At 68.6% G+C, this 22,317-nt stretch carries 19 protein-coding genes; 5 read left to right on the top strand and 14 right to left on the bottom strand.

What is annotated here, in order from left to right:
- Positions 1 to 55: 55 nt before the first annotated feature.
- The 5 genes from FFS10_RS08430 to FFS10_RS08410 form a co-directional block, all read right to left on the bottom strand.
- Complete coding sequence (locus FFS10_RS08430; protein WP_137893505.1) at positions 56 to 1,843, bottom strand: branched-chain amino acid ABC transporter ATP-binding protein/permease; 1,788 nt, start codon at positions 1,841 to 1,843, stop codon at positions 56 to 58.
- On the bottom strand, positions 1,840 to 2,763 hold the full coding sequence (locus FFS10_RS08425; protein WP_137893503.1) for a branched-chain amino acid ABC transporter permease: 924 nt from the start codon (positions 2,761 to 2,763) through the stop codon (positions 1,840 to 1,842). The genes FFS10_RS08430 and FFS10_RS08425 overlap by 4 nt, the downstream gene beginning before the upstream one ends.
- Positions 2,764 to 2,827: 64 nt before the next feature.
- Complete coding sequence (locus FFS10_RS08420; protein ID WP_137893501.1) at positions 2,828 to 4,018, bottom strand: ABC transporter substrate-binding protein; 1,191 nt, start codon at positions 4,016 to 4,018, stop codon at positions 2,828 to 2,830.
- 58 nt (positions 4,019 to 4,076) lie between these two features.
- Entirely contained in the window at positions 4,077 to 4,853 is a 777-nt protein-coding gene (locus FFS10_RS08415) for an SDR family NAD(P)-dependent oxidoreductase (protein ID WP_249931210.1), read from the bottom strand.
- A gap of 25 nt (positions 4,854 to 4,878) precedes the next feature.
- Positions 4,879 to 6,633 carry an FAD-dependent oxidoreductase gene (locus FFS10_RS08410; RefSeq protein WP_283957655.1) on the bottom strand — a complete coding sequence of 585 codons (1,755 nt, stop codon included), beginning with the start codon at positions 6,631 to 6,633 and terminating at the stop codon, positions 4,879 to 4,881.
- Positions 6,634 to 6,760: 127 nt separating this feature from the next.
- Between FFS10_RS08410 and FFS10_RS08405 the strand changes: the two genes are divergently transcribed.
- Together FFS10_RS08405 and FFS10_RS08400 are read left to right on the top strand one after the other, a co-directional pair.
- Positions 6,761 to 7,579 carry an IclR family transcriptional regulator gene (locus FFS10_RS08405; RefSeq protein ID WP_171016114.1) on the top strand — a complete coding sequence of 273 codons (819 nt, stop codon included), beginning with the start codon at positions 6,761 to 6,763 and terminating at the stop codon, positions 7,577 to 7,579.
- Between the two features lie 206 nt (positions 7,580 to 7,785).
- Positions 7,786 to 8,931, top strand: a complete 1,146-nt coding sequence (locus tag FFS10_RS08400; protein ID WP_137893498.1) for an NAD(P)/FAD-dependent oxidoreductase — start codon at positions 7,786 to 7,788, stop codon at positions 8,929 to 8,931.
- 23 nt (positions 8,932 to 8,954) lie between these two features.
- Here the strand turns inward: FFS10_RS08400 and FFS10_RS08395 are convergent, their stop codons facing one another.
- From FFS10_RS08395 to FFS10_RS08385, 3 genes are all read right to left on the bottom strand, one after another.
- The gene (locus tag FFS10_RS08395) at positions 8,955 to 9,581 is read right to left on the bottom strand and encodes a Crp/Fnr family transcriptional regulator (RefSeq protein WP_137893496.1); all 627 of its coding nucleotides are present in this window, start codon (positions 9,579 to 9,581) and stop codon (positions 8,955 to 8,957) included.
- 104 nt (positions 9,582 to 9,685) lie between these two features.
- Positions 9,686 to 10,636, bottom strand: coding sequence for a tripartite tricarboxylate transporter substrate binding protein (locus FFS10_RS08390; RefSeq protein ID WP_249931209.1), 951 nt, complete (start codon positions 10,634 to 10,636; stop codon positions 9,686 to 9,688).
- A gap of 37 nt (positions 10,637 to 10,673) precedes the next feature.
- Positions 10,674 to 11,765: a tartrate dehydrogenase gene (locus tag FFS10_RS08385; RefSeq protein WP_137893494.1), complete on the bottom strand. Its 1,092-nt coding sequence runs from the start codon at positions 11,763 to 11,765 to the stop codon at positions 10,674 to 10,676.
- Positions 11,766 to 11,866: 101 nt separating this feature from the next.
- Here FFS10_RS08385 and FFS10_RS08380 point away from each other — a divergent pair, with 101 nt between their 5' ends.
- Positions 11,867 to 12,775 (top strand): LysR family transcriptional regulator, encoded by a 909-nt coding sequence (locus FFS10_RS08380; protein WP_137893492.1) that lies wholly within the window; start codon positions 11,867 to 11,869, stop codon positions 12,773 to 12,775.
- 12 nt (positions 12,776 to 12,787) lie between these two features.
- Here FFS10_RS08380 and FFS10_RS08375 read toward each other — a convergent pair whose 3' ends face one another.
- The 4 genes from FFS10_RS08375 to gcl all read right to left on the bottom strand — a co-directional run bounded on the left by FFS10_RS08375 (position 12,788) and on the right by gcl (position 17,767).
- Entirely contained in the window at positions 12,788 to 14,122 is a 1,335-nt protein-coding gene (locus FFS10_RS08375; protein WP_137893490.1) for a glycerate kinase type-2 family protein, read from the bottom strand.
- 91 nt (positions 14,123 to 14,213) lie between these two features.
- On the bottom strand, positions 14,214 to 15,149 hold the full coding sequence (locus tag FFS10_RS08370) for a 2-hydroxy-3-oxopropionate reductase (protein WP_212744106.1): 936 nt from the start codon (positions 15,147 to 15,149) through the stop codon (positions 14,214 to 14,216).
- A gap of 24 nt (positions 15,150 to 15,173) precedes the next feature.
- Positions 15,174 to 15,974 (bottom strand): hydroxypyruvate isomerase, encoded by an 801-nt coding sequence (gene hyi, locus FFS10_RS08365; protein WP_137893488.1) that lies wholly within the window; start codon positions 15,972 to 15,974, stop codon positions 15,174 to 15,176.
- Between the two features lie 11 nt (positions 15,975 to 15,985).
- Entirely contained in the window at positions 15,986 to 17,767 is a 1,782-nt protein-coding gene (gene gcl, locus FFS10_RS08360; RefSeq protein ID WP_137893486.1) for a glyoxylate carboligase, read from the bottom strand.
- A gap of 111 nt (positions 17,768 to 17,878) precedes the next feature.
- On the opposite strand from gcl, the gene FFS10_RS08355 reads away from it, so the two are divergent.
- A complete protein-coding gene (locus FFS10_RS08355; protein ID WP_137893484.1) occupies positions 17,879 to 18,793 on the top strand; it encodes a LysR family transcriptional regulator in 915 nt (304 codons plus the stop codon).
- A gap of 122 nt (positions 18,794 to 18,915) precedes the next feature.
- Positions 18,916 to 20,172: a putative Na+/H+ antiporter gene (locus tag FFS10_RS08350; RefSeq protein ID WP_137893482.1), complete on the top strand. Its 1,257-nt coding sequence runs from the start codon at positions 18,916 to 18,918 to the stop codon at positions 20,170 to 20,172.
- 10 nt (positions 20,173 to 20,182) lie between these two features.
- On the opposite strand, the gene FFS10_RS08345 is transcribed toward FFS10_RS08350, so the two are convergent.
- Both FFS10_RS08345 and FFS10_RS08340 read right to left on the bottom strand, forming a co-directional pair.
- Positions 20,183 to 21,187, bottom strand: coding sequence for a sodium:calcium antiporter (locus FFS10_RS08345; protein ID WP_137893480.1), 1,005 nt, complete (start codon positions 21,185 to 21,187; stop codon positions 20,183 to 20,185).
- A 59-nt stretch (positions 21,188 to 21,246) separates the two neighbouring features.
- Positions 21,247 to 22,281, bottom strand: coding sequence for a BMP family protein (locus FFS10_RS08340; RefSeq protein ID WP_137893478.1), 1,035 nt, complete (start codon positions 22,279 to 22,281; stop codon positions 21,247 to 21,249).
- Positions 22,282 to 22,317: the final 36 nt, after the last annotated feature.

Below are 22,317 nucleotides of genomic sequence, written 5' to 3'. Positions count from 1 at the left end.
GCCGTAGGCCATTTCCACAGATTCGAGTTTCAGCATGGCAATTCAGGTGATGGGTTCATGCCGCGACCGATGCTTCGGCCTCCGCTTCGCTGCCCAGGTAGGCTTCGACCACCCTGGGGTTGGCCTGCACCTCGGCCGGCGTGCCCTCGGCGATCTTGATGCCGTAGTCGAGCACGATCACGTGGTCGGAAATCCGCATCACCAGGTCCATGTGGTGCTCGACCATGAGGATCGTCAAGCCCATGCGGCTGATGCGCAGCAGCAGGTCGCCCAACTCGGCTGTCTCGTGCGGGTTCAAGCCCGCCGCGGGCTCGTCCAGCAGCAGCAGCTGCGGGTCGGTGGCCAGCGCACGCGTCAGCTCCACGCGCCGCTGCAGGCCGTAAGGCAGGCTGCCGGCCGGGGTATCCGCCAGGTGCGACAGGCCGACCATCTGCAGCAGTGCCCGTGCGCGCTCGCTGGCGGCCCGCTCCTCGCTGCGCGCGAGAGGCAAGGCAACCAGGGAACTCAGAAAGCCGTTGCGCATGCGCGAGTGGCGTCCTAGCTTGACGTTGTCGAGCACCGAGAGCTCACCGAACAGGCGCAGGTTCTGGAATGTGCGCCCCATGCCGAGCATGCAGATCTCGTGCGCGGGCAGGCCTCCCAGTTCACGTCCCGCGAATCGGATCGAACCCGCATCCGGAGGCACGATGCCCGTGAGCATGTTGATCATCGTGGACTTGCCTGCGCCGTTGGGCCCGATCAGGGCGTGCACATGGCCGCGCTGGAGCTTGAAGGACACGTCCTGCGCCGGTTTGACGCCGCCGTAAGACTTGGACACGCCCTGCACCGTCAGCAGGTCCCCCGTGCCGCCCTGGGCGAACATCAGCTTGACGTCGGCCGACGGCTGGACAGGCGCGGTCGCAACTGCGGTACGGCGTCGGCCCGACCACTGGTTGAGCACCCCCATCACCCCGCCCGGCATCACGAACAGCGCGAACAGCAGCAGCGCGCCGTAGACGAAATGCTGGACCGACGGCCAGCCCGACAGGGCGGCATCGATCACCGTGAGCAGCACCGCACCGACCAGTGGCCCGTAGATCGATCCCACACCGCCGAACAACACCAGCAGCAGGATGAAGATCGACAGATGGAAGGTGATGAAGTCGGAATTGATGTACTGGTTCTGCTGGGCCACCAAGGCGCCGGCGATGCCGCAGGTCACCGCGGCCACCACGAAGGCCATGACCTTGGCGCGGTACACCCGCACGCCGACCGAAGACGAGGCGATTTCGTCTGCCTGCAGCGACAGCATGGCACGGCCGATGCGGCCATTGACCAGGTTGCGCAGCAACAGGTGCGTCGACGCCGAGAGCACGATGGCCAGCCAGACCCATTGCTGGCTGTTCAGCGGCACACCCTGCCAGGTGAGCGGCCGGATGCCGAACAGGCCCTGGGCACCTCCGAAGACGTCGGTCCACTCGGTCACCAGTTTCTCCACGACGATACCGAAGGCCAGCGTCACCATGGCCAGATAAGGCCCCTTGACGCGCAGCGAGGGCAGAGCGATGAGCACGCCGCAAACGCCGGACACCGCCGCCGCGAGCACCAGAGCCAGCCAGGGGCTCATGTCGGTCTTGCTGGTCAGGAGCGCGACCGCGTAGGCGCCTGCCGCGAACAGGCCGGCCTGGCCCAGCGACTTCTGGCCGGCGTAGCCAACGAGCACGTTCATGCCCGCCGCGCAGAGGTAGTAGACGCACATCATGAAGGCGATGCGCAGGTAGTAGTCGTTCGACAGTGCGCCGACCACCGCGCACAGCAGCAGCGAGAAACCGACCACCCCGGCCGGGTGTCTGAGGGACTTCATACCTTCTCCACCATCTTGCTGCCGAACAGACCGTTCGGCTTGAATGCCAGCACCAGGATCACCAGCGCGAAGATGGCCACTTCGCGCCATTGCGCCGACCAGAGGTTGACGAGGGACTCCAGGACGCCGAGCAGGAAGCCGCCGATCACGCAGCCGCGGGCGTTGGAGAGGCCGCCGATCATCGCGGCAGAGAAGCCCTTCAGCCCCACGGCCAGGCCCATGAACAGCGAGGCCTGGGCGATCGGCGCCAGCATGAAGCCGGACAGGCCCGCCAGGGCGGAGCTGATCACGAACGCGCCTATCATCATCAGAGAAACGTTGATGCCCATGAGGCTGGCGACACCGGGGTTCTGGGCCACGGCGCGCATGGCCTTTCCCACCATGGTTCGGCGCATCACATGGTCGAAGGCGAACATGACGGCGATGGCTACGGCCAACATCAGCAGTTCCTGGGGTCGTACGCCGACGCCGAACAGGCGGATCACCTCATCGCCCACCGGGCTGGGCACCACCACCGGCTTGGGCCCCCAGATGGCCAGCCCCACGCTCTGCAGGATGACGCCGAAGCCCAGGGTGCTCATCACCCAGGCCATGCCGGGGCGGCGCGCAAAAGGCCTGACACCCAGCACGAACAGCAGCCAGCCGATCGCCCCCATGACGCCCAGGGCCGCGAGCAGCGCCAGCAACTGGGTCAGCGCGCCAGGCTGCACGCCGCCGAACGAGGTCGATGTCAGCGGCTTTCCGATGGCCAGGAACAGCACGCTCATGCCGATGAAAGCACCGGCAGAGACAAACTCGCCGTGCGAAAAGTTCAGGGTTTTGGTGGTGGTGAAGGTGACGCTGAAGCCCAGCGACACCAGCGCGTACGCACTTCCCACAGCCAGGCCACTCAGCAGGGCCTGAAACAGCGCAGTATCCATAACGTTTCCTCAGCGAGTGCCCGCAGGACAGGGGCGTCCCAGGGGCACTTGAATGCTCACTCGATCAGCGCTTGAAATCGGCCGCCGTCAGCGACTTGGTGATGCTGTCGCTGTGCGGCACCAGCTTGTCTTCGCTCCACCTCACAAAGGCCAGGTCGGCGGCCGTCAGGCCCTCGTGCTGGGTCTTGGAGAAGGGCTTGTCATAGGTCTTCCTGACACCGACGACGGGCGCGTTGAGGCTCTCCAGGGCCTGGCGGACTTTGTCGCCGTCGGTGCTGCCAGCCTGGCGGATCGCAGCGGCGACCAGCAGCGTCGCGTCATAGCCGTGGATCACGAACGGGAAGGCGCTGGGCGCCGCCAGTTTGGAGGCCGTGCGGTCGTAGAGCTTCTGCTGCGCCGGGGTGGAGGGATTCACCAGCGTGCGCATGAAGATCGGCTTGCTGGCCAGGTTCTTGCCAGCAGCGTCGAAGAAGGTGATGTTGTCGGCAGCCCAGGAGGACAGCAAGGTGGGGAAGTAGTTGATCTTCTCCATGCTTCGCACCAGCTGCCCGATAGGCGTGCCCTGGGCCCACACCAGAACGGTGTCCACGCCAGCGGCCTTCATCTTGTTCAGCTGCGAGCTCATGTCCGTGTCGCTGACGCCAAACTTCTCGGTGGCCAAGGGCGTGAGCCCATGCAGCTTGGTGATGTCCTCGAGGTCCTTCAGGCCGCCCTGCCCGTAGCCCGTGGTCTCGCCCATCAGGCCGATCTTCTTCGTGCCCATCTTGGCCGCGTAAGCCACGAGGACGGCGACCTGTTCCCGGTCCACCATGGAAACGCGGAACATGTAGTTGTCGGCCCCGGGGCTCATGGGCTTGGTGATGTCGGTGCCCGAGCCGATCATGCCCATGGAGACGACCTTCTTCTGGTTCGGAATGTGTTTCCAGGCCAGCGCGTTGCCCGAGTTGGTGGGGCCGAACACGGCCACCACCTTCTCGTTGTCGATCAGATCGCTCATATTCTGAATCGATTTGGGCGGCTGCGACTGGTCGTCGCGGATGACCAGGGTCAGCTTGCGGCCCAGCACCCCGCCGGCGGCGTTGATGTCGTCGATGGCGGCCTGGATGCCGATCACACCGGCCTTGCCGCTTTGCGCGGACGGTGACGCCGACAGGTCGCCGTTGAAGCCGAGCTTGATGTCCTGGGCCTGGGCCAGCGAGGCGACCACGAGGCCTGCGGCCAGGATGGTGCGCTTGAACAGGGATGAGATCTTCATGGTTGTCTCCTTCGGGGTTGTGCGAGCGTTTGCTCCGGGGGTGAAAGAATGGCCTAGCTCAGGCCGCAAGGAAGCCGCCATCGACGGGCAGGGTCACGCCCGTCACGTACGAGGCCATCGGCGAGGCCAGGAAGACCACGGGGCCTACCAGTTCCTCGGCCTGGCCGACGCGAGCCATCGGCGTGCGGCTCATGAACTTGTCCAGCTTCTCGGGGGCCTCGCGGGTGCTCGTCGTCATCGGCGTCTCGATCACGCCGGGCGCGATGGCGTTGACCCGAATGCCGTCCTTGGCCAAGTCCGCGGCCAGGGTCTGGGTCAGCAGCTTGACGGCCCCCTTGGAGGGCGAGTAACCCACCACGCCGGCGATGCCCGCGCTGGCAGCGATGGAAGCCACGTTGACCACGCAGCCCTTGGTGGCACGCAGGGCCGCAAGCCAGGCCTGCGTGGGCAGGAAGGTTCCCATCACGTTGACGTCCAGCGTCCGCTCCAGATTGGCGGCCGCCTTGGGGCTGTCGATGCCCTCGCGGATGATGATGCCTGCGTTGTTGACCAGCAGGTCGACTTCGCCGATCTCCTTCGCGACCTGCCCGGCCAGTGCGTTGCAGGCCTCCTCGGAGGTAACGTCGAGCCGGAACGACCACGCCTGGCCGCCTTCCGCGCGAATCTCGGCGGCGACCTGCTGCGCGGTCTCGCCATTGATGTCCGTCACGATGACGCGCGCGCCGGCCCGGGCCAGGCCGCGGGCAATGGCACGGCCATTGCCCTGGCCACCTCCGGTGACGAGGGCCAGGCGGCCACTCAGGACCTCGGGCGCCATGTTGGAAGTGATATCCATGTGCTGTCTTTCGCTCTTGTATGGGTCATGCGGCCAGCGGCATCGCGCGCTGGGTCTGGTTCTCTTCGGTCCGGACGAGGGCCATGCCGGCCACGTAGCCGAAAGTCAGGGCCGGGCCGAGCGTGATGCCGGCGCCTGGGTAGTTGCCGCCCATGACGCTGGCAGCATCGTTGCCCACCGCATACAGGCCAGGGACCACGCTGTTGTCCTGCGTGATGACGCGGCACGAGGCGTCGGTGGCGAGGCCGGCGAAGGTGCCGATTTCTCCGATCACGACTTTGAGCGCGTAGAACGGCCCCTTCGCGATGGGCGCCATGCAGGGATTGGGCTGGACCAACGAGTCACCCTGGTAGCGGTTGTAGGCCGTGCTGCCCTTGCCGAATCGGCTGTCCACGCCGGTCTCGGCATCACGGTTGAAGGTCGCGACCTGCTCCGACAGGTTGGCCGCCGGCACGCCGATCTTGCGGGCCAGTTCCGCGATGCTGGCGGCGCGCTTGAGGTAGCCCGAGCGCAGGTGCCGGCCAATAGGCAAGGGGAACGGCGCGACCGCGCCCAGGCCGTACTCGCGCAGGTGCTTGTGGTCACAGATCAGCCAAGCGCTGAACTCGCGCTGGCCGCTCGCCTTGCAGGCCTTGACCAGGTTCTGCACGAAATCGTGGTAGGACAGGGCCTCGTTGCCGAAGCGCTTGCCGTCTGCCGTCACAGCGATCAAGCCGGGCTTGGCGCGGTCGATGAAGTGCGGCATCACGCCCTGTGTGCCGTCCTTGCGCGGAACGACCGAAGTGGGGCACCACGCGGCCGCATTGGGAATGGTGGGATCGACCCATCCGCCCACGCTCTCGCCCAGGCGCAGGCCATCGCCGGTATTGGCCTCTGGCGACGGCGTGTAGTGCTCGCGGCCCGTGGGCGTATGGGGAAACAGCTGCTTGCGCCGCTCGACGTCGTGCGGGAAGCCCCCGCACGCCAGCACCACGCCACGACGAGCCCGCACCTCGATGCGCTGCCCCTCGCGCTCGACGACGGCGCCGGACACGCGGTCGCCCTCGACGATCAGCTTCTTGACCGGTGAGGACAGCCACACCGGGATGCCCAGGTCCATGCCGGCCTTGGCCAGGCGACCGGCCAGCGCGTTGCCGTTGGTCAGCGTCATGCCGCGGCCGTAGCGCAACACGTCCAGCAGATGCCCGCCGAAGCGCTTGGCGACGTAGAAGAAGGACTCGAACGACTTGAAGGCCCGCAGAAAGTGCCACAGCTCCTTGCCAGAGCCCAGCATCATGCCGAACACGGTCAGCTCGGGCACCGGCGGGGCCAACTGCGCGATGCGCTCACCCAGCTCGCGGCCATCGAACGGGCGGGTCACCATGGACCGTCCGCCCGGCAGCCCGCCTTGCGCCTCCGCATGGTAGTCAGGAAAGACCGGCGGCATGTCGAACTGCACGCAGGTCTTGCTGGTGAAGAAGTCAATGGCCTTGGGGCCGTTCTCGATGAAGGCGTCGACCCGCGCCGGATCGAAATGCGTGCCGGCTTCGTGCTGCAGATAGGCGCGTGCCGCGCCCTCGGGTTCCTGTATGCCTTGCTCGGAAGCCAGCTTCGTGCCGGGCACCCACAGCCACCCGCCCGACCGCGCGGTCGTTCCGCCGTAGACCGGCGCCTTTTCCACCACCAACACCTTCAGGCCCTGCGTTGCGGCCGTGACCGCCGCCGCCATGCCGGAGGCGCCGGTGCCCACCACCAGTACGTCGTACTCCGCCATCTCTATCGCCATTTCACTCTCCTGTATGAGGACTGCATTGCTTCCGATTGGCGTTAGTGTATGGCTAATACATTTTTTATTACCTAATGGTTAACCCCTATCGGATGCATTTGTTAAAATCTAACCATCAAAGGAGGCATCGGTGGCGACGCACATGGAAAACCAGTTCACCCTGGACACACTGGTGGAAAAGGAACGCAGAGGCATACAGTCGATCGAGGTCGGCGGGCAGTTGCTGCTGGCCCTGGGCTCGCACGGGCGGCCCATGCCGTTGCGCGACCTGGCCAAGGCAGCCGGCATGCCAGCGGGAAAAGCGCACCCCTACCTGGTCAGCTTCGGCAAGCTGGGGCTGGTGACCCAGGACGCCGCCACGGGGTATTACTGGCTGGGCCCGACGGCCATCCAGCTCGGTCTCGTGAGCCTGCAGATGCTGAATCCAGTGCGCGAGGCCACCCCCTACGGCGAGCAGTTGGCCGAAGCGACCGGGCACAGCGTGGCCTTGTCCGTGTGGGGTAACCACGGTCCGACGATCGTTCGCTTGGTCGATCCGATCTACCCACTGCACGTCAACCTGCGCACCGGAACCGTGATGTCGCTCGCCGGCACCGCCACGGGACGCCTCTTTGCGGCCTACCTGCCGAAGCAATTGATCGAGGAGTCGATGCGCGAGGACTACAAACGACTGGGACCTGACATTGCCACACCGCTGAAGGCCGACGAGGTCGAGAAACAGCTGGCGGAAGTGCGGCGTCATGGCCTGTCGCGCTCGGTCAGCAGACCTACCCCGGGCGTGAACTCTTTCGCGGCACCAGTGTTCGACTACTCGGGCAACATCGTTCTGGGGATCACCTTGATGGGGTCGGCGGGCATCTTCGACCCGGACTGGAACGGGCCGCAAGCCAAGGCGGTCAAAGACTGCGCCGCCGAAGTCTCAAAACGCCTTGGGCACCTGCCAGTTGCATCACCGAAGTAAGTTCCGAGGCCTGACGGATGGCTCTTGCTCGAGAGCAGATGCCGGTATGGCCGTCCCCTCACCCACCCCGCCATTTCATCCGCCACCCGCCCCGTAAGCGGACGTGGGCCAACCAAGTCACGGTGGCCTCCCGCAATGTCGACGTCGGGGAAGCGAATGCCGGCGAGCGGCAGGCAGGGCCAATTGCCGCATGTGAGAATTCTCGAATGCAAGAATTCGACGTGATCATCGTCGGCGCCGGCATCGCGGGCGCCTCCCTGGGCTGGCGCCTGGCCGCCATGTCGCGCGTGCTGCTGCTCGAGCGCGAGAGCCAGCCGGGCTACCACGCTACGGGGCGCTCGGCCGCCATGTTCATGGAGAGCTACGGCCCGCCCGCGGTGCGCGCCCTCACCCGCGCCAGCCGCGCCTTCTACGAACGGCCGCCCGAGGGCTTCACCAGCGTGCCGCTGCTGCACCCGCGCGGCGCGCTCTACCTGGCCACGCACGAGCAGGTGGCGCTGCTGGCCCAGCTGCGCGCCGAGCTCGCCGGCAGCTGCCCGGGCCTGCAGGAGCTCGACGCCGCCGCCACGCTGGCGCGCCTGCCCTGCCTGCGGCCCGAGCTGGTGCATGGCGCGCTGTACGACCCCGGCTCGCAGGACATCGACGTCAACGCCCTGCACCAGGGTTTTCTGCGCGGCCTGCGCCAGCACGGCGGCGAGCTGCGCTGCAACGCTGAACCCGTCCAGGCCAGCCACGACGGCCAGGCCTGGACCGTCACGCTGGCCGACGGCGAAACCCTGCGCGCGGCCACGGTGGTCGACGCCGCCGGCGCCTGGGCCGACGAGCTGGCCGCGCTGTTCGGCGCGGCGCCCATAGCCCTGGTTCCGCGCCGGCGCAGCGCCTTCACCTTCAAGGCCCCCGAGGGCATGGACGCCTCGGCCTGGCCGGCCGTGATCGGGGTCGACGAGAGCTACTACTTCAAGCCCGACGCCGGCCAGCTGCTGGGCTCGCCGGCCAACGCCGACCCCACCACGCCGCACGACGTGGTGCCCGAGGAGCTGGACATCGCCCTGGGCATCCACCAGATCGAGGAGGTCAGCACGCTGCAGATCCGCCGCCCGAGCAGCACCTGGGCCGGGCTGCGCAGCTTCGTGGCCGACGGCGAGATGGTGATCGGCTACGACGACGCCTGCCCCGGCTTCTTCTGGCTGGCCGCCCAGGGCGGCTACGGCATACAGAGCGCGGCCGGCGCCAGCGCCCTGGCCGCAGCGCTGTTGCGTGGCGAACCGCTGCCGCCCGAGCTGGCGCGCGAGGGCCTGGAGCCGGCCACGCTGTCGCCGGCGCGCCTGCGCCCGGCCGCGGCGGACCGCTGATGCGGGTATGAGGAAAGGCCGGCTCAGCTGCCGGCCAGCGCGCGCAGGCCGTTCGGGTCGTCGAGCCTGAGCACGCGGCCGGAGCCGCTGATCAGGCTGCGCTCGCGCAGGTGGCGCAGCACGCGCGACAGGGTTTCGGGGGCGATGCCGAGCTGGGCCGCGATCAGGCGCTTGCGCTCGCGCAGCAGCACAGCCAGCGAGCCGGACTCCTCGGCCGGCTCGGCATGGCGCAGCAGCCATTCGGCGCAGCGCGCCTCGGCGTCCTTGGCCAGGCGGCTGACGGCCAGCTCGGTCTGCTGGCGGTGGGCCTGGGCCACGTCGTGCAGCACGGCCTGGGCCGAGGGCGGCAAGGCCTTGAGGCTGCGCTCGAACAGTTCCACCGGTACGCGCCGCAGGCTGACCGAGGTCTCGGCCACCGCGTCCACGGCGCTGGGCAGGCCCAGCACGGCCGAGGTGGCCTCGAGCCAGAACGGCCCCTCGACCACGCCCAGCTGGTGCGCCAGCAAACCGTCTTCCATCAGGCCCAGGGCCACCCTCCCGCTGTCCAGGTGCAGCACGTCCTTCATGGCCACCGCGCGACGCAGCAGCGGGGTTCCGCAGGCCAGGGTCTGCGTCTCGGCCGGCAGATCGAATGACTTGGAGGGCAGCATGGAGGCGACTTTGCCCCAGCCCGCCGGGTCGGGCGTTGACCCACATCAAAGCGCGGCAGGAAAACCGCCCCGGCCCGTCTCCTCCGGGGCGCCGCCATCCCCGCCTACTTGCGGCCCAGGCCCAGGCGCTGCGCGCCCTCGGTGTACAGGCGCACGCGCTCCTTCATGAAGGCGTCCATCTGCTCGGTGCCCACGTTGACCAGCTCGAAGCCGTTCTTGGCCGCCAGCTCCTTCATCTGCGGGTCGTTGTTCAGCGCGGCCCAGAGCTCGGACAGGCGCTTGATGGCCTCGGGCGGGGTGCTCTTGGGCACGCCTATGCCGCGGTAGGCGCCGTCCACCCAGTCCACGCCGAGCTCGCGGAAGGTCGGCACCTCGGGCATCAGCGGATGGCGCTTGTCCATGGCGATGGCCAGCGGGCGCACCCGGCCCTTGTTGTTGATCGCGAACGGCGAGTAGGTGATGGCGCCGTCGACCTGGGCCCCCAGCACCGCGGTCGACATGTCGCCCGTGCCCTTGAACGGGATGTAGTTGGTCTTGACGCCGAAGGCCGCGTTCAGCCGCTCGTGCGCCGCGTGGTTGGCCGAGTTCAGCCCCGATCCGCCGAGCGAGAACTTGCCCGGCTCGGCCTTGGCCGCCTTGAGGAAGTCGGCGAAGCTCTTGATCGGGCTGTTCTCGGGAACGACCAGGATGTCGGGCGTGTAGTGGAACCAGAACACCGGCGTGATGTCGGCGGTCTTGTACTGCACCTGGCCCTCGATGGGCTGGAACACGATGTGCGGCAGGTTGATGCCGACCACGTTGAGGCCGTCGCCGGCCAGCTGGTTCATCTGGCTCCACATCAGGCCGCCGCCGGCGCCGGGCTTGTACTGGATGATGGTGTCGACCGCCGCGCAGCGCTTCTTGAGCACCATCTGCTGGTGGCGCGCCGAGAGGTCGGATTCGCCGCCCGGCGGAAAGGCCTGCCAGTACAGCAGGTTCTTCTCGGGACAGGCCTGGGCCAGGGCCAGGGGCGCCAGCAGGGCCAGGCCCAGGGTGCACAGCAGTCGCTTCATCATCGTTGTCTCCTCGTGGTTGGAATGGGAAGGCGCCGGCTCAGGCGGCCTTGCGCAGCGCCGCGCCGGCGCCCAGGCGCTCGCAGACGGCGCGCGTCACCTGCTCGGTCGTCGCGCTGCCGCCCAGGTCGCGCGTGTGCAGGGCCGGGTCGGCCGTGACCTGCTCCACCGCCTGCATGAGGGCTTGCGCGGCCTCGGACTCGCCCAGGTGCTCGAGCAGCATCACGCAGCTCCAGAAGGTGCCGACCGGATTGGCCAGGCCCTGGCCCATGATGTCGAAGGCCGAGCCGTGGATGGGCTCGAACATGCTGGGGTAGCGGCGCTCGGGGTCGATGTTGCCGGTCGGCGCGATACCCAGGCTGCCGGCCAGCGCCGCCGCCAGGTCGCTCAGGATGTCGGCATGCAGGTTGGTGGCGACTATGGTGTCGAGCGTCGCCGGCTTGTTGACCATGCGCGCGGTCATCGCGTCGACCAGTTCCTTGTCCCAGGCCACGTCGGGGAACTCGCGGCTGACCTCGAGCGCGATCTGGTCCCACATCACCATGGCGTGGCGCTGCGCGTTGCTCTTGGTGACGACGGTCAGCTGCTTGCGTGGGCGCGATTGCGCGAGGCGGAAGGCAAAGCGCAGGATGCGCTCGACGCCGACGCGCGTCATCATCGACACGTCGGTCGCGGCCTCGATCGGGTGGCCCTGGTGGACGCGGCCACCCACGCCCGAGTATTCGCCTTCGGAGTTCTCGCGCACGATGACCCAGTTCAGGTCCTCCGGCGCGCAGCGCTTGAGCGGTCCGTCGATGCCGGGCAGGATGCGCGTGGGCCGCACGTTGGCGTACTGATCGAAGCCCTGGCAGATCTTCAGGCGCAGACCCCAGAGCGTGACATGGTCGGGGATATGCGGGTCGCCGGCCGAGCCGAACAGGATGGCGTCCTTGCCGCGCAGCGCAGCCAGACCGTCGGCCGGCATCATCTCGCCGTGGGCCCGGAACCAGTCGCCGCCCCAGCCGAATTGCTCGAACTCGAAGCTGAAGCGGCCATAAGCGTCGGCCAGCGCCTGCAGCACGGTCTGGCCGGCCGGCACGACTTCCTTGCCGATGCCATCGCCGGGAATGCAGGCGATCTCGTAGGTCTTCATGGGATTCCTTGGGAGATACGGTTGCGGATGGCCCGACTGTAGGCCTTGCCTGGCCCAATGAATCGCCATAAAGTGTTTTCATTGTTCACTTTGATTCAACAATGTCGACACCCGCCTCCGCTCCCTCCGAAATGGCCTTCTTCAGCCTGCTCGCGCGCTGCGGCAGCTTTTCCGCCGCGGCACGCGAGCTCGGCCTGAGCCCCGCGGCCGTCAGCAAGCGCCTGGCGCAGCTCGAGGCCCGGCTGGGCGTGCCGCTGATGCAGCGCACCACGCGGCGCATCGCGCTGACGGCCGAGGGCGAGCTCTACCTGGCCCATGCGCGCCGCATCCTGGCCGAGATCGACGACATGGAGCAGCTGGTCAGCAGCAGCCGGGCCGACCCCAAGGGCCTGCTGCGTGTGAACGCCACGCTGGGCTTCGGCCGCAGCCAGGTCGCGCCACTGATTTCCGAGTTCGTGAAGAAATACCCCGAGGTTCAGGTGCAGCTGCAGCTGACGGTGAACCCGCCGCCGCTGCACGAGGACGCGTTCGACGTCTGCATACGCTTCGGCGAGCCGCCCGACGCGCGCGTGATCGCGCGCCGCATCGCGCCCAACCGCCGCCTGCTCTGCGCGGCGCCGGCCTACCTGGCGCGCCACGGCACGCCGCGCCAGCCGCACGAGTTGGCCCAGCACAACTGCATCACGATCCGCCAGGGCGACGAGGCCTACGGCCTGTGGCGCCTGGCCTCGGGCAAGCGCAGCGAGACCGTCAAGGTGCGCGGCAACCTCAGCACCAACGACGGCGAGATCGCTGTGAACTGGGCGCTGGCGGGGCAAGGCATCCTGATGCGCGCCGAATGGGACATCGCCAAGTACCTGCGCAGCGGCCGCCTGCGCGAGGTGCTCGAGCACTGGCAGACGCCGCCGGCCGACATCTACGCGGTCTATCCGCAGCGCCACCAGTTCGCGGCGCGCGTGCGCGGCTTCGTCGACTTCCTGGTCGAGGCCTTTGAGGAGCGTGCGAGTTGAGGGCCAGCGTCTTCAGAGCACCAGAATGGCCCGGAAATCGTTGACGTTGGTGTGGGTGGGCCCGGTGATCACCAGGTCGTCCAGCTTCTTGAAATAGCCGTAGGCGTCGTTGCGGTCCAGGTACTGGTCTATCTTCATGCCCAGCGACTGGGCGCGCGACAGGGTTTCGGGCGCGACCAGGGCGCCCGCGTTGTCCTCCACCCCGTCGATGCCGTCGGTGTCGGCCGCCAGCGCCCAGACACCCGGCTGGCCCTGCAGCGCCTGCGCCAGGCCCAGGCAGAACTCGCCGGCGCGCCCGCCGCGGCCGCGCGGCGTACCCTCGGGCTGGGGCCGCACCGTCACCGTGGTCTCGCCGCCCGAGAGGATCACGCAGGGCTTGGCAAAGGGCTGGCCGCGCTGCGCGACCGCGCGCGCCAGCGCCGCGTGGACCTTGCCGACCTCGCGCGACTCGCCTTCGATCTCGTCGCTCAGGATATGCGCCGCCATGCCGGCCGCGCGTGCGGCGGCCGCGGCCGCCTCCAGCGACTGCTGCGGCGTCGCGATCAGGTGGACCTGGTGGCCTTCGAACACCGCATCGCCCGGCTTGGGCGTCTCCAGCAGCCCCTGCTCGAGTTGGTGCGTCAGCGCCTCGGGGATGGCAATGCCGTAGCGCTTGAGGATGGCGATGGCCTCGGCACAGGTGCTGGCGTCCGGCACCGTGGGGCCGCTCGCGATCACCGAGGGGTCGTCGCCCGGCACGTCGCTGATGGTCAGCGTGACCACGCGCGCCGGCGCGCAGGCCGCGGCCAGGCGGCCGCCCTTGATGCGCGAGAGGTGCTTGCGCACGCAGTTCATCTCGCCGATGCTTGCGCCGCTGAGCAGCAGCTCGCGGTTGATGCGCTGCTTGTCGGCCAGCGTCAGCCCATCGGCCGGCAGCGTGAGCAGGGCCGAGCCGCCGCCCGAGATCAGGCACAGCACCAGGTCGTCGGCGGTCAGGCCCTCGGTCAGCGCCAGGATGCGCTCGGCCGCGGCCAGGCCGGCCGCGTCGGGCACCGGGTGGGCGGCCTCGACCACCTCGATACGCTGCGGCAGACCTTCGGGGCGCGGCGGTATGTGGTGGTAGCGCGTGACCACAAGGCCCGACAGCGGTGCGTCGGCCGGCCACAGCGCCTCCACGGCCTGGGCCATGGCGCCGCCGGCCTTGCCGGCGCCCAGCACCAGGGTGCGGCCCTTGGGCGGTGGGGGCAGGCAGGCAGCGGTGTTGTGCAGCGGCAGCGCGCGCTGCACGGCGGCGCGGTAGAGATGCTCGAGGAAGGCGTGGGGCTGAGTGGCGGGATCGGGTGCGGTGCTTGCGGTCGGTTCGGTCATTGGGGGTCTCCTGGACCGGATTGTGCCGTCGTAACCGGCTGGTAACCCGCCCCGGCGGCAAAACCGGGGGGCGGGATGGTCCTTCAGTGCCTCAGGCCGCGGGCGCCTGGGCGATCTCGTGGTCGGCCATCAGTTCCAGGCTGCGGCACAGGGCCGAATGGTCGAGGCCGGCCATGCCGTGGGCGGCGCAGCTTTGCATCAGCTGGGCCGCGCTCGCGGTGTGGGGCAGGCTCACACCCAGCTCGCGCGCGCCCTGCAGGGCCAGGTTCAGGTCCTTCTGGTGCAGAGCTATGCGGAAACCCGGGTTGAACGTGCGCTGGATCATGCGCTCGCCGTGCACCTCGAGGATGCGGCTGGCGGCAAAGCCGCCCATCAGGGCCTGGCGCACCTTGGCCGGGTCGGCGCCGGCCTTGCTGGCGAACAGCAGGGCCTCGGCCACGGCCTCGATGTTGAGCGCCACGATGATCTGGTTGGCCACCTTGGTGGTCTGGCCGTCGCCGTTGCCGCCGACCAGGGTGATGTTCTTGCCCATGGCCTCGAACAGGGGCCTGACGCGCTCGAAGGCCGCCTCGGGGCCGCCGACCATGATGGTCAGGCTGCCGGCCTTGGCGCCGACCTCGCCGCCGGAGACCGGCGCGTCCAGGTAGTCGCAGCCCAGGGCGTTGATCTTCCTGGCGAATTCCTTGGTGGCCATGGGCGAGATAGAGCTCATGTCGACCACCACCTTGCCCAGGCGGTCGTCGGCGCCGCGCTGGCATTCCTTCAGGCCCTGCGCCACGCCGCGCTCGCCGAACAGCGCGTCCTCCACATGGGGCGTGTCCGGCACCATGGTGATGATGATGTCGGCGCGCTTGGCCACTTCCTCGCTGCTGGTGCACAGGGTGGCGCCCTGCTCTGCGAATTCGCCGGGCACCTTGCCATGGCTGTAGAGATAGAGCACATGGCCCGCCTTCAGCAGGTTCAGCGCCATGGGCGCGCCCATGATGCCCAGTCCGATGAAGCCGACTTTCATTCCACTCTTGGTCATGATCCTTGTTCCTTGCAATTTGATTTACGAAAGCGCGAGCCCGTGCGCGGCAACCCAGCCCAGGCCGGCTTCGGTGCCGCCGGGGCCGGCCTGGCGCGGCTTGTATTCGCAGCCCACATGGCCGGCGTAGCCGAGCTCGTCGAGCAGCGCGAACAGGTAGCGGTAATTGATCTCGCCGGTGCCCGGCTCGTTGCGCCCCGGGTTGTCGGCCAGCTGCACATGGCCTATGCGCGCGAACTGGCTGCGCAGGGTCTGGCCCAGCTCGCCCTCCATGCGCTGGGCATGGTAGATGTCGTACTGCAGGAACAGGTTGTCCGAGCCCACCTCGTCGAGGATGGACAGGGCCTGGGCCGTGCGGTTGACCAGGAAGCCGGGGATGTCGAAGCTGTTGATCGGCTCCAGCAGCAGCGGGATGCCCTCGGCCTCGAGCGCCTGGGCCGCGTGGCGCAGGTTGGCCACCAGGGTGGCGCGCGCCTGGTCCGCCGACACGCCGGCCGGCAGGATGCCGGCCAGGCAGTTGATGCGCGGCGTGCCGAGCACCCGGGCGTACTCGACGGCGCGGCGCACGCCGGCCTGGAACTCCTCCACGCGGCCGGGGTGGCAGGCGATGCCGCGCTCACCGGCGGCCCAGTCGCCGGCCGGCAGGTTGTGCAGCACCAGTTGCAGGCCGTTGTCCTTGAGCCGGGCCGCGACCTCGGCAGCCGGGTGGTCGTAGGGGAACAGGAATTCCACCGCGCGGAAGCCCGCGCGGGCGGCGGCGGCGAAGCGGTCCAGGAAGGGCAGCTCGGTGAAGAGCATGCTCAGGTTGGCAGCCAGTTTGGGCATGTCGCGCTCCTTCAGTCCAGCAGCGCCACGGCGGTCGGCACGTCGGCGCGGTCGATGGCCAGGTCCTCGAACTCGGTCACCTTGTCGATCTCGGTGCCCATGGAGATGTTGGTCACGCGCTCGAGGATGACCTCGATCACCACCGGCACCTGGAACTCGGCCATCCAGGCCTCGGCCTGCTTGATCGCCGGCGCGATCTCTTCCTGGCGGTGCACGCGGATCGCCTTGCAGCCCAGGCCCTCGACCACCTTGACATGGTCGACGCCATAGCCCTCGACCTCGGGGGCATTGATGTTCTCGAAGCCCAGCTGCACGCAGTAGTCCATCGAGAAGCCGCGCTGCGACTGGCGGATCAGGCCCAGGTAGCTGTTGTTGACCACCATGTGGATGTAGGGCAGCTTGAACTGCGCGCCCACGGCCAGCTCCTCGATCATGAACTGGAAGTCGTAGTCACCCGACAGCGCGACGATCTTGCGCTGGGGGTCGGCGGCGCGCACGCCCAGGGCGGCCGGCACGGTCCAGCCCAGCGGGCCGGCCTGGCCGCAGTTGATCCAGTGGCGCGGCTTGTAGACATGCAGGAACTGGGCGCCCGCGATCTGCGACAGGCCGATGGTCGACACGTAGCACACGTCCTCGCCGAAGGCGCGGTTCATGCACTGGTAGACGCGCTGAGGCTTCATCGGCACGCTGTCGAAGTTGGTCTTGCGCAGGTACTCGACCGAGCCCTTGCGCTCCTGGCACTCGCCGGCCCAGCCCGACCAGTCGCGCAGGCGGCCGGCGGCCTTCCATTCGCGCGCCACCTCGACGAACAGCTGCAGCGCGGCACCGGCGTCGGAGACGATGCCGTAGTCGGGCGCGAACACGCGGCCGATCTGGGTGGGCTCGATGTCCACGTGGATGAACTTGCGGCCCTTGCAGTAGACCTCGGGCGAGCCGGTGTGGCGGTTGGCCCAGCGGTTGCCTATGCCCAGCACGAAGTCGCTGGCCAGCATGGTCGCGTTGCCGTAGCGGTGGCTGGTCTGCAGGCCGCACATGCCGGCCATCAGCGGGTGGTCGTCGGGGATGGTGCCCCAGCCCATCAGCGTGGGAATGACCGGGATGCCGGTGAGCTCGGCGAACTCCACCAGCAGGTCCGAGGCGTCGGCGTTGATGATGCCGCCGCCGGCGACGATCAGCGGGCGCTCGGCCGTGACCAGCATCTCCAGCGCCTTCTCGATCTGGCGGCGCGAGGCGGTGGGCTTGTAGACCGACAGCGGCTCGTAGGTGTCGGGGTCGAACTCGATCTCGGTGGTCTGCACGTCGAACGGCAGGTCGATCAGCACCGGGCCCGGGCGGCCCGAGCGCATCAGGTGGAAGGCCTGCTGGAAGGCGCGCGGCACCTGGGCCGGCTCGAGCACGGTGGTGGCCCACTTGGTCACGGGCTTGGCGATGCTGGCAATGTCCACCGCCTGGAAGTCCTCCTTGTGCAGGCGCGCGCGCGGCGCCTGGCCGGTGATGCAGAGAATGGGGATGCTGTCGGCCTGGGCCGAGTACAGACCGGTGATCATGTCGGTGCCGGCCGGGCCCGAGGTGCCTATGCACACGCCGATGTTGCCGGCGCGCGCCCGGGTGTAGCCCTCGGCCATGTGCGAGGCGCCCTCGACGTGGCGCGCGAGGATGTGGGCGACGGTGCCCTGCTCGCGCAGCGCCGCGTACAGCGGGTTGATCGCCGCGCCCGGCACGCCGAACGCCTGCGTGACGCCTTCCTTCTCCATGACCCAGACGGCGGCCTGGGCGGCGGTCATTCTTGCCATTGTGATCTCCTGGTGTGTGTATGAGTCACGACTGTAGGAACCATTGGGCAGTTGATGAAGACGGCGCAGGGCCATAAGATTTATTCGAATATGGAATAAACGAGGACGACGATGGACCGCTTGCTGGCAATGCAGATGTTCGTGCGCGTGGTGGAAACAGGCAGCTTCTCCAAGGCGGCCAAGGAGTTCGCCACCACCCAACCCACGGTGACCAAGCAGGTCGCTTCCCTCGAGTCCCAGCTCAAGGTGCGCCTGCTCAACCGCAACACGCGCGGCGCCAGCCTGACCGAGTCGGGCGCGCTCTACTACGAGAAGTGCAAGTCCATCGTGCACGAAGTCGAGGAGGCCGAGAGCGCGGTGCAGAGGCACCAGACGCAGGCGCAGGGCCTGCTGCGCATCGGCACCTCGGTGGCCTTCGGCCGCCGCGTGATCGTGCCGCTGACGCTGGAGTTCATGGCCAAGCATCCGCAGGTCGAGGTGGACCTGAGCTTCGAGGACCGCTACACCGACCTGGTGGCCATGGGGCTGGACGTGGCGGTGCGCATGGGCAAGCTGGCCGACTCCACGCTGGGCGCGCGCTTCCTGGGCATGAACCCCTGGGTCATGGTGGCCGCGCCCGAGTACCTGCGCAAGCACGGCATACCGCAGCGGCCCGAGGATCTCGCCGGCCACAACGCGCTGATCTACAGCAGCGTGCAGGGCGACGCGGTGTGGCGCATGTCCATGCCTGGTGGCGAGCATGTCACCGTGCCGGTCAGCGGCCGCCTGCGCTCGAACAACCTCTCGGCCGTGCTCGCAGCCGCACGCAGCGGCTTAGGTATCGCCGCCCTGCCCTGCTACGTGGCCGGCGACTCGCTGGCCACGGGCCAGGTGGTCGAGGTACTGCACGGGCACAGCCTGCCCGAGCAGGAGATCCACGCGGTCTACCCCTCGCCCAAGCTGGTGCCGGGCAAGGTCCAGGCCTTCATCGCCTTCCTGCAGGGCCGCTTCGGCGAGCGCTGGTGGGAGCGGCTGCCCAAGGGCTGAGCACACGCGGCGCGGGCAGCCGGCTCCGTTACACTGGCAGCGGGTGTCGACGCCGCATGCCGCGGCCGGCAGGTTCACGCGCTGGTCGGGCCGCCACGCGGCATGTCTGCGACCGTGACCCCATGCCCAGCCACACCCTGGAACTCATCGCCGCCATTGTTTTCGCAGTGGCCGTGCTCCACACCTTCTCGACCCGCTTCTTCGAACACTTGGCTCACACCCAGCCGCGCCATGCCGGCCTGTGGCACCTGCTGGGCGAGGTGGAGATCGTGTTCGGCTTCTGGGCCATGGTGCTGATGCTGCTCATGTTCGCCATCGCGGGCCCGCGAGACGCCATCGCCTACCTCGAGTCGCGCAACTTCACCGAGCCGATGTTCGTGTTCGCCATCATGGTGATCGCGGGCACGCGGCCTATCCTGGCGCTGGCCGGCGCCTCGGTGCGCTTCATCGCGCGCTGGCTGCCCCTGCCCGGCGGCATGGCGGTCTATTTCCTGGTGCTGGCCTTCGTGCCCCTGCTGGGCTCGTTCATCACCGAACCCGCGGCCATGACGCTGGCGGCGCTGATGCTGCGCGACACCCTGCTCTCCCGGAAAGTCTCCTCCAAGCTCAAGTACGCGACGGTGGGCGTGCTGTTCGTCAACGTCTCGATCGGCGGCACGCTCACGCCCTTCGCCGCGCCGCCGGTGCTGATGGTGGCCGCCAAGTGGGACTGGGACTTCTGGTTCATGGTCGCCAATTTCGGCTGGAAGGCCGCGATCGCCGTGCTGGTCAATGCCGCCTCGGCCATGCTGCTGTTCCGCCACGAGATCGGCCACATGGACCAGGACGAAGCCGCCGCCGCGGGGCCGGTGCCCGCATCGGTGGTCCTGGTGCACCTGGCCTTCCTGGCCATCGTGGTGGTGTTCGCCCACCACCCGGTGGTGTTCATCGGCCTGCTGCTGTTCTTCCTGGGCTTCGCCGCGGCCTACCAGCGCCACCAGAACCCGCTGATCCTGCGCGAGGCCCTGCTGGTCGCCTTCTTCCTCGCCGGCCTGGTGGTGCTGGGCGGACTGCAGCAATGGTGGCTGCAACCCCTGCTGATGGGCATGGACGCCAACGCCGTCTTCTTCGGCGCCACGGCCCTGACCGCGATCACCGACAACGCGGCGCTGACCTACCTTGGATCGCTGGTCGAAGGCCTGAGCGCCGAGTTCAAGACGGCCCTGGTGGCGGGTGCGGTCACCGGAGGCGGGCTGACCGTGATCGCCAACGCGCCCAATCCGGCCGGCGCCGCCATCCTCAAGGAGAAGTTCGCGGACAACGCCATCCACCCCGTCGGCCTGCTGATCTCGGCCCTGCCGCCGACCCTGGTCGCGGTGCTGGCGTTCCGCGTCCTCTGATGGGCGGCGCCTACCGGCCGTGCAGGAACTGGAGCACGGCGTTGAGCAGGTACAGGGCCAGCAGTGCAATGCTGGCCCAGCTGCCCAGGCGCCAAACGCGCGCGACCGGCCGGTAGGCCAGGGCGACCACCACCGCCCCGCTCATCAGGCAGGCCGTCACGGCCGACACCGTGTGCATGGGCGAGACCTGGGCGTAGAGGCTGCCCGGGCGGTAAGCCAGGTCGTCAATGGCCAGGATCAGCACGTCGAACAGGTTGCTGCCCAGCAGGTTGGCCATGGCCATGTCGACGGCGCCGATGCGCATGGCGCCCCAGGTGGTCGCCAGCTCGGGCACCGAGGTCGCCAGGGCCACGAACAGGGTCCCGACGAAGGAGTTCGACCAGCCCATGAGTCGGGCCAGCTCGACGCCGATCAGCGGCAGCCAGATGCCGCTGCCCACCACCACCGCCGCGGCCAGGACATAGCCCGTGAGCGCGGATTTCAGCGACATGACAGGCGCAGTCAGGCGCGGCGCCGGCGGCTGGCGCTGCTCGGCGAGGTAGATCGCACGCATCGCGAGGCCGTAGAGCATGAGAATCACTCCACTGCCCCAACTGATGTGTCCCAGGCTGGGCAATGCGCCCTGCGCGCTCAACAGCAGGATCAGCGCAGCGACGCCCAGCAGGACCACGCCGAAGCCCGCCGATAGCAGGTGGCCGTGGGCGGCCACCGCATAGACTGGCTCCTTGCGGTAGAAAACGTCGAGCAGCGCGAGGATGGCCAGGTTGAAGACGCAACTGCCCAGCGCGTCGCCGACCGCGATGTCGGGCGCGGCCACGAGCGTGACGGCGCTGAGCCCGGTCACCAGTTCCGGTAGCGAAGTCACGGTTGCGACCAGAATCAATCCGATCCAGTTGCGTGACAGGCCCGTCAGTTCGGCGATCGCGTCGCCGTAGCGGATCAGGCGCACACCCGCCAGCCCGATCAGCGCGAGGCAGAAGGCGAATTGCAACCAGATCAGCAAGGTAGCGGGCATGGAGAGACTCCGGCCCGCATCTTAGAGGGAGGCCCGCAGCCCCCGCCTGGCCGCGCAGCTCAGGCCGGCGTCGCGAACTCAGGCCCGTCGTAGCTCTCGGGCACGTGGATACGGCCTGCGACGATGTCCTCCGCCACGCGGGCGATGCGGGCACGCACCTCGGCCGGCACGTCGGGCGCCATGCTCAGGCGCACCGCCTGGGGGTTGGCCAGGCCCACCTTGCGGATCTTGCCGGCCGGGAAGCTGCCGGCCTGCAACTCGCGCACCGACTCGAACACGCCTATGCCCACGTCGGCCATGGCCGAGCCCACGAAGACCTTGGGGTCGGCCTGCACCCAGTCGATCACGTTGCCGATCTGGCGCCTGCCCTTTTCGCGGCAGGCCTCGGTCACGCCGTCGCGGCCGGCGTTGAGCATGGTGAAGATGACGTCGGCGCCGGCCGCGATCTGGGCCGAGGCGACGCGATGGGACAGGGGGTTGTCGTCCTGGTTGCCCGAGAAGTTGGTCAGCAGCTTCACATTGGGGTTGGTCGCGCGCACGCCGGCGGCGTAGGCCGCGCGGCCCTTGAGGCCGGGGCGCACGCGTATGCCCGACATATGGCCGACCACGCCGGTGCGCGTGCTCAGCGCCGCGAGCACGCCGGCCAGGTAGGCCGACTCCTCCTGCAGCACGTCGTAGCTGGCCAGGTTGGCCTCGGTCACGGCACCCTGGGTGACCACGAATTTCGCCCTGGGAAAGCGCGCCGCGACCTCGGCGCAGGCCTCGTTGTTCTGCCCGCCATGCGCCACCACCAGGTCCACGCCCGACTCGGCCAGGCGCGTGAGCGCCGCGGCCAGCAGTTCCTTGCGCGGCTGCACGCTGTCGATGTGGCTGGTCTTGACGCCGAGCTCGACCCGGGCGCGCTCCAGGCCGCGCCAGCCGGCCTCCATGAAGCCGCGGTCGTTGACATTGCCGGCGAACAGGGCGCCGACCGAGAGCGGCCGGCCGGCGGCCGGGCCGCCGGCACAGGCCGAGATCAGCGGCGCGCTGCACAGGGCGGCACCGGCCAGCGCGAAGCGCCGGCGCGAGGGGGAGGCGGGGAAGTTGGGATGCATGATGTCTGCTCCTGTCGGTTCGTCGTGGGGTGTGGA

The sequence above is a fragment of the Ramlibacter sp. 2FC genome, from assembly GCF_005503345.1.
GTDB lineage: Bacteria > Pseudomonadota > Gammaproteobacteria > Burkholderiales > Burkholderiaceae_C > SCMQ01.
The sequence above is the reverse complement of the archived record's forward strand: the minus strand, read 5'-3'. Positions and strand labels throughout refer to the sequence as shown.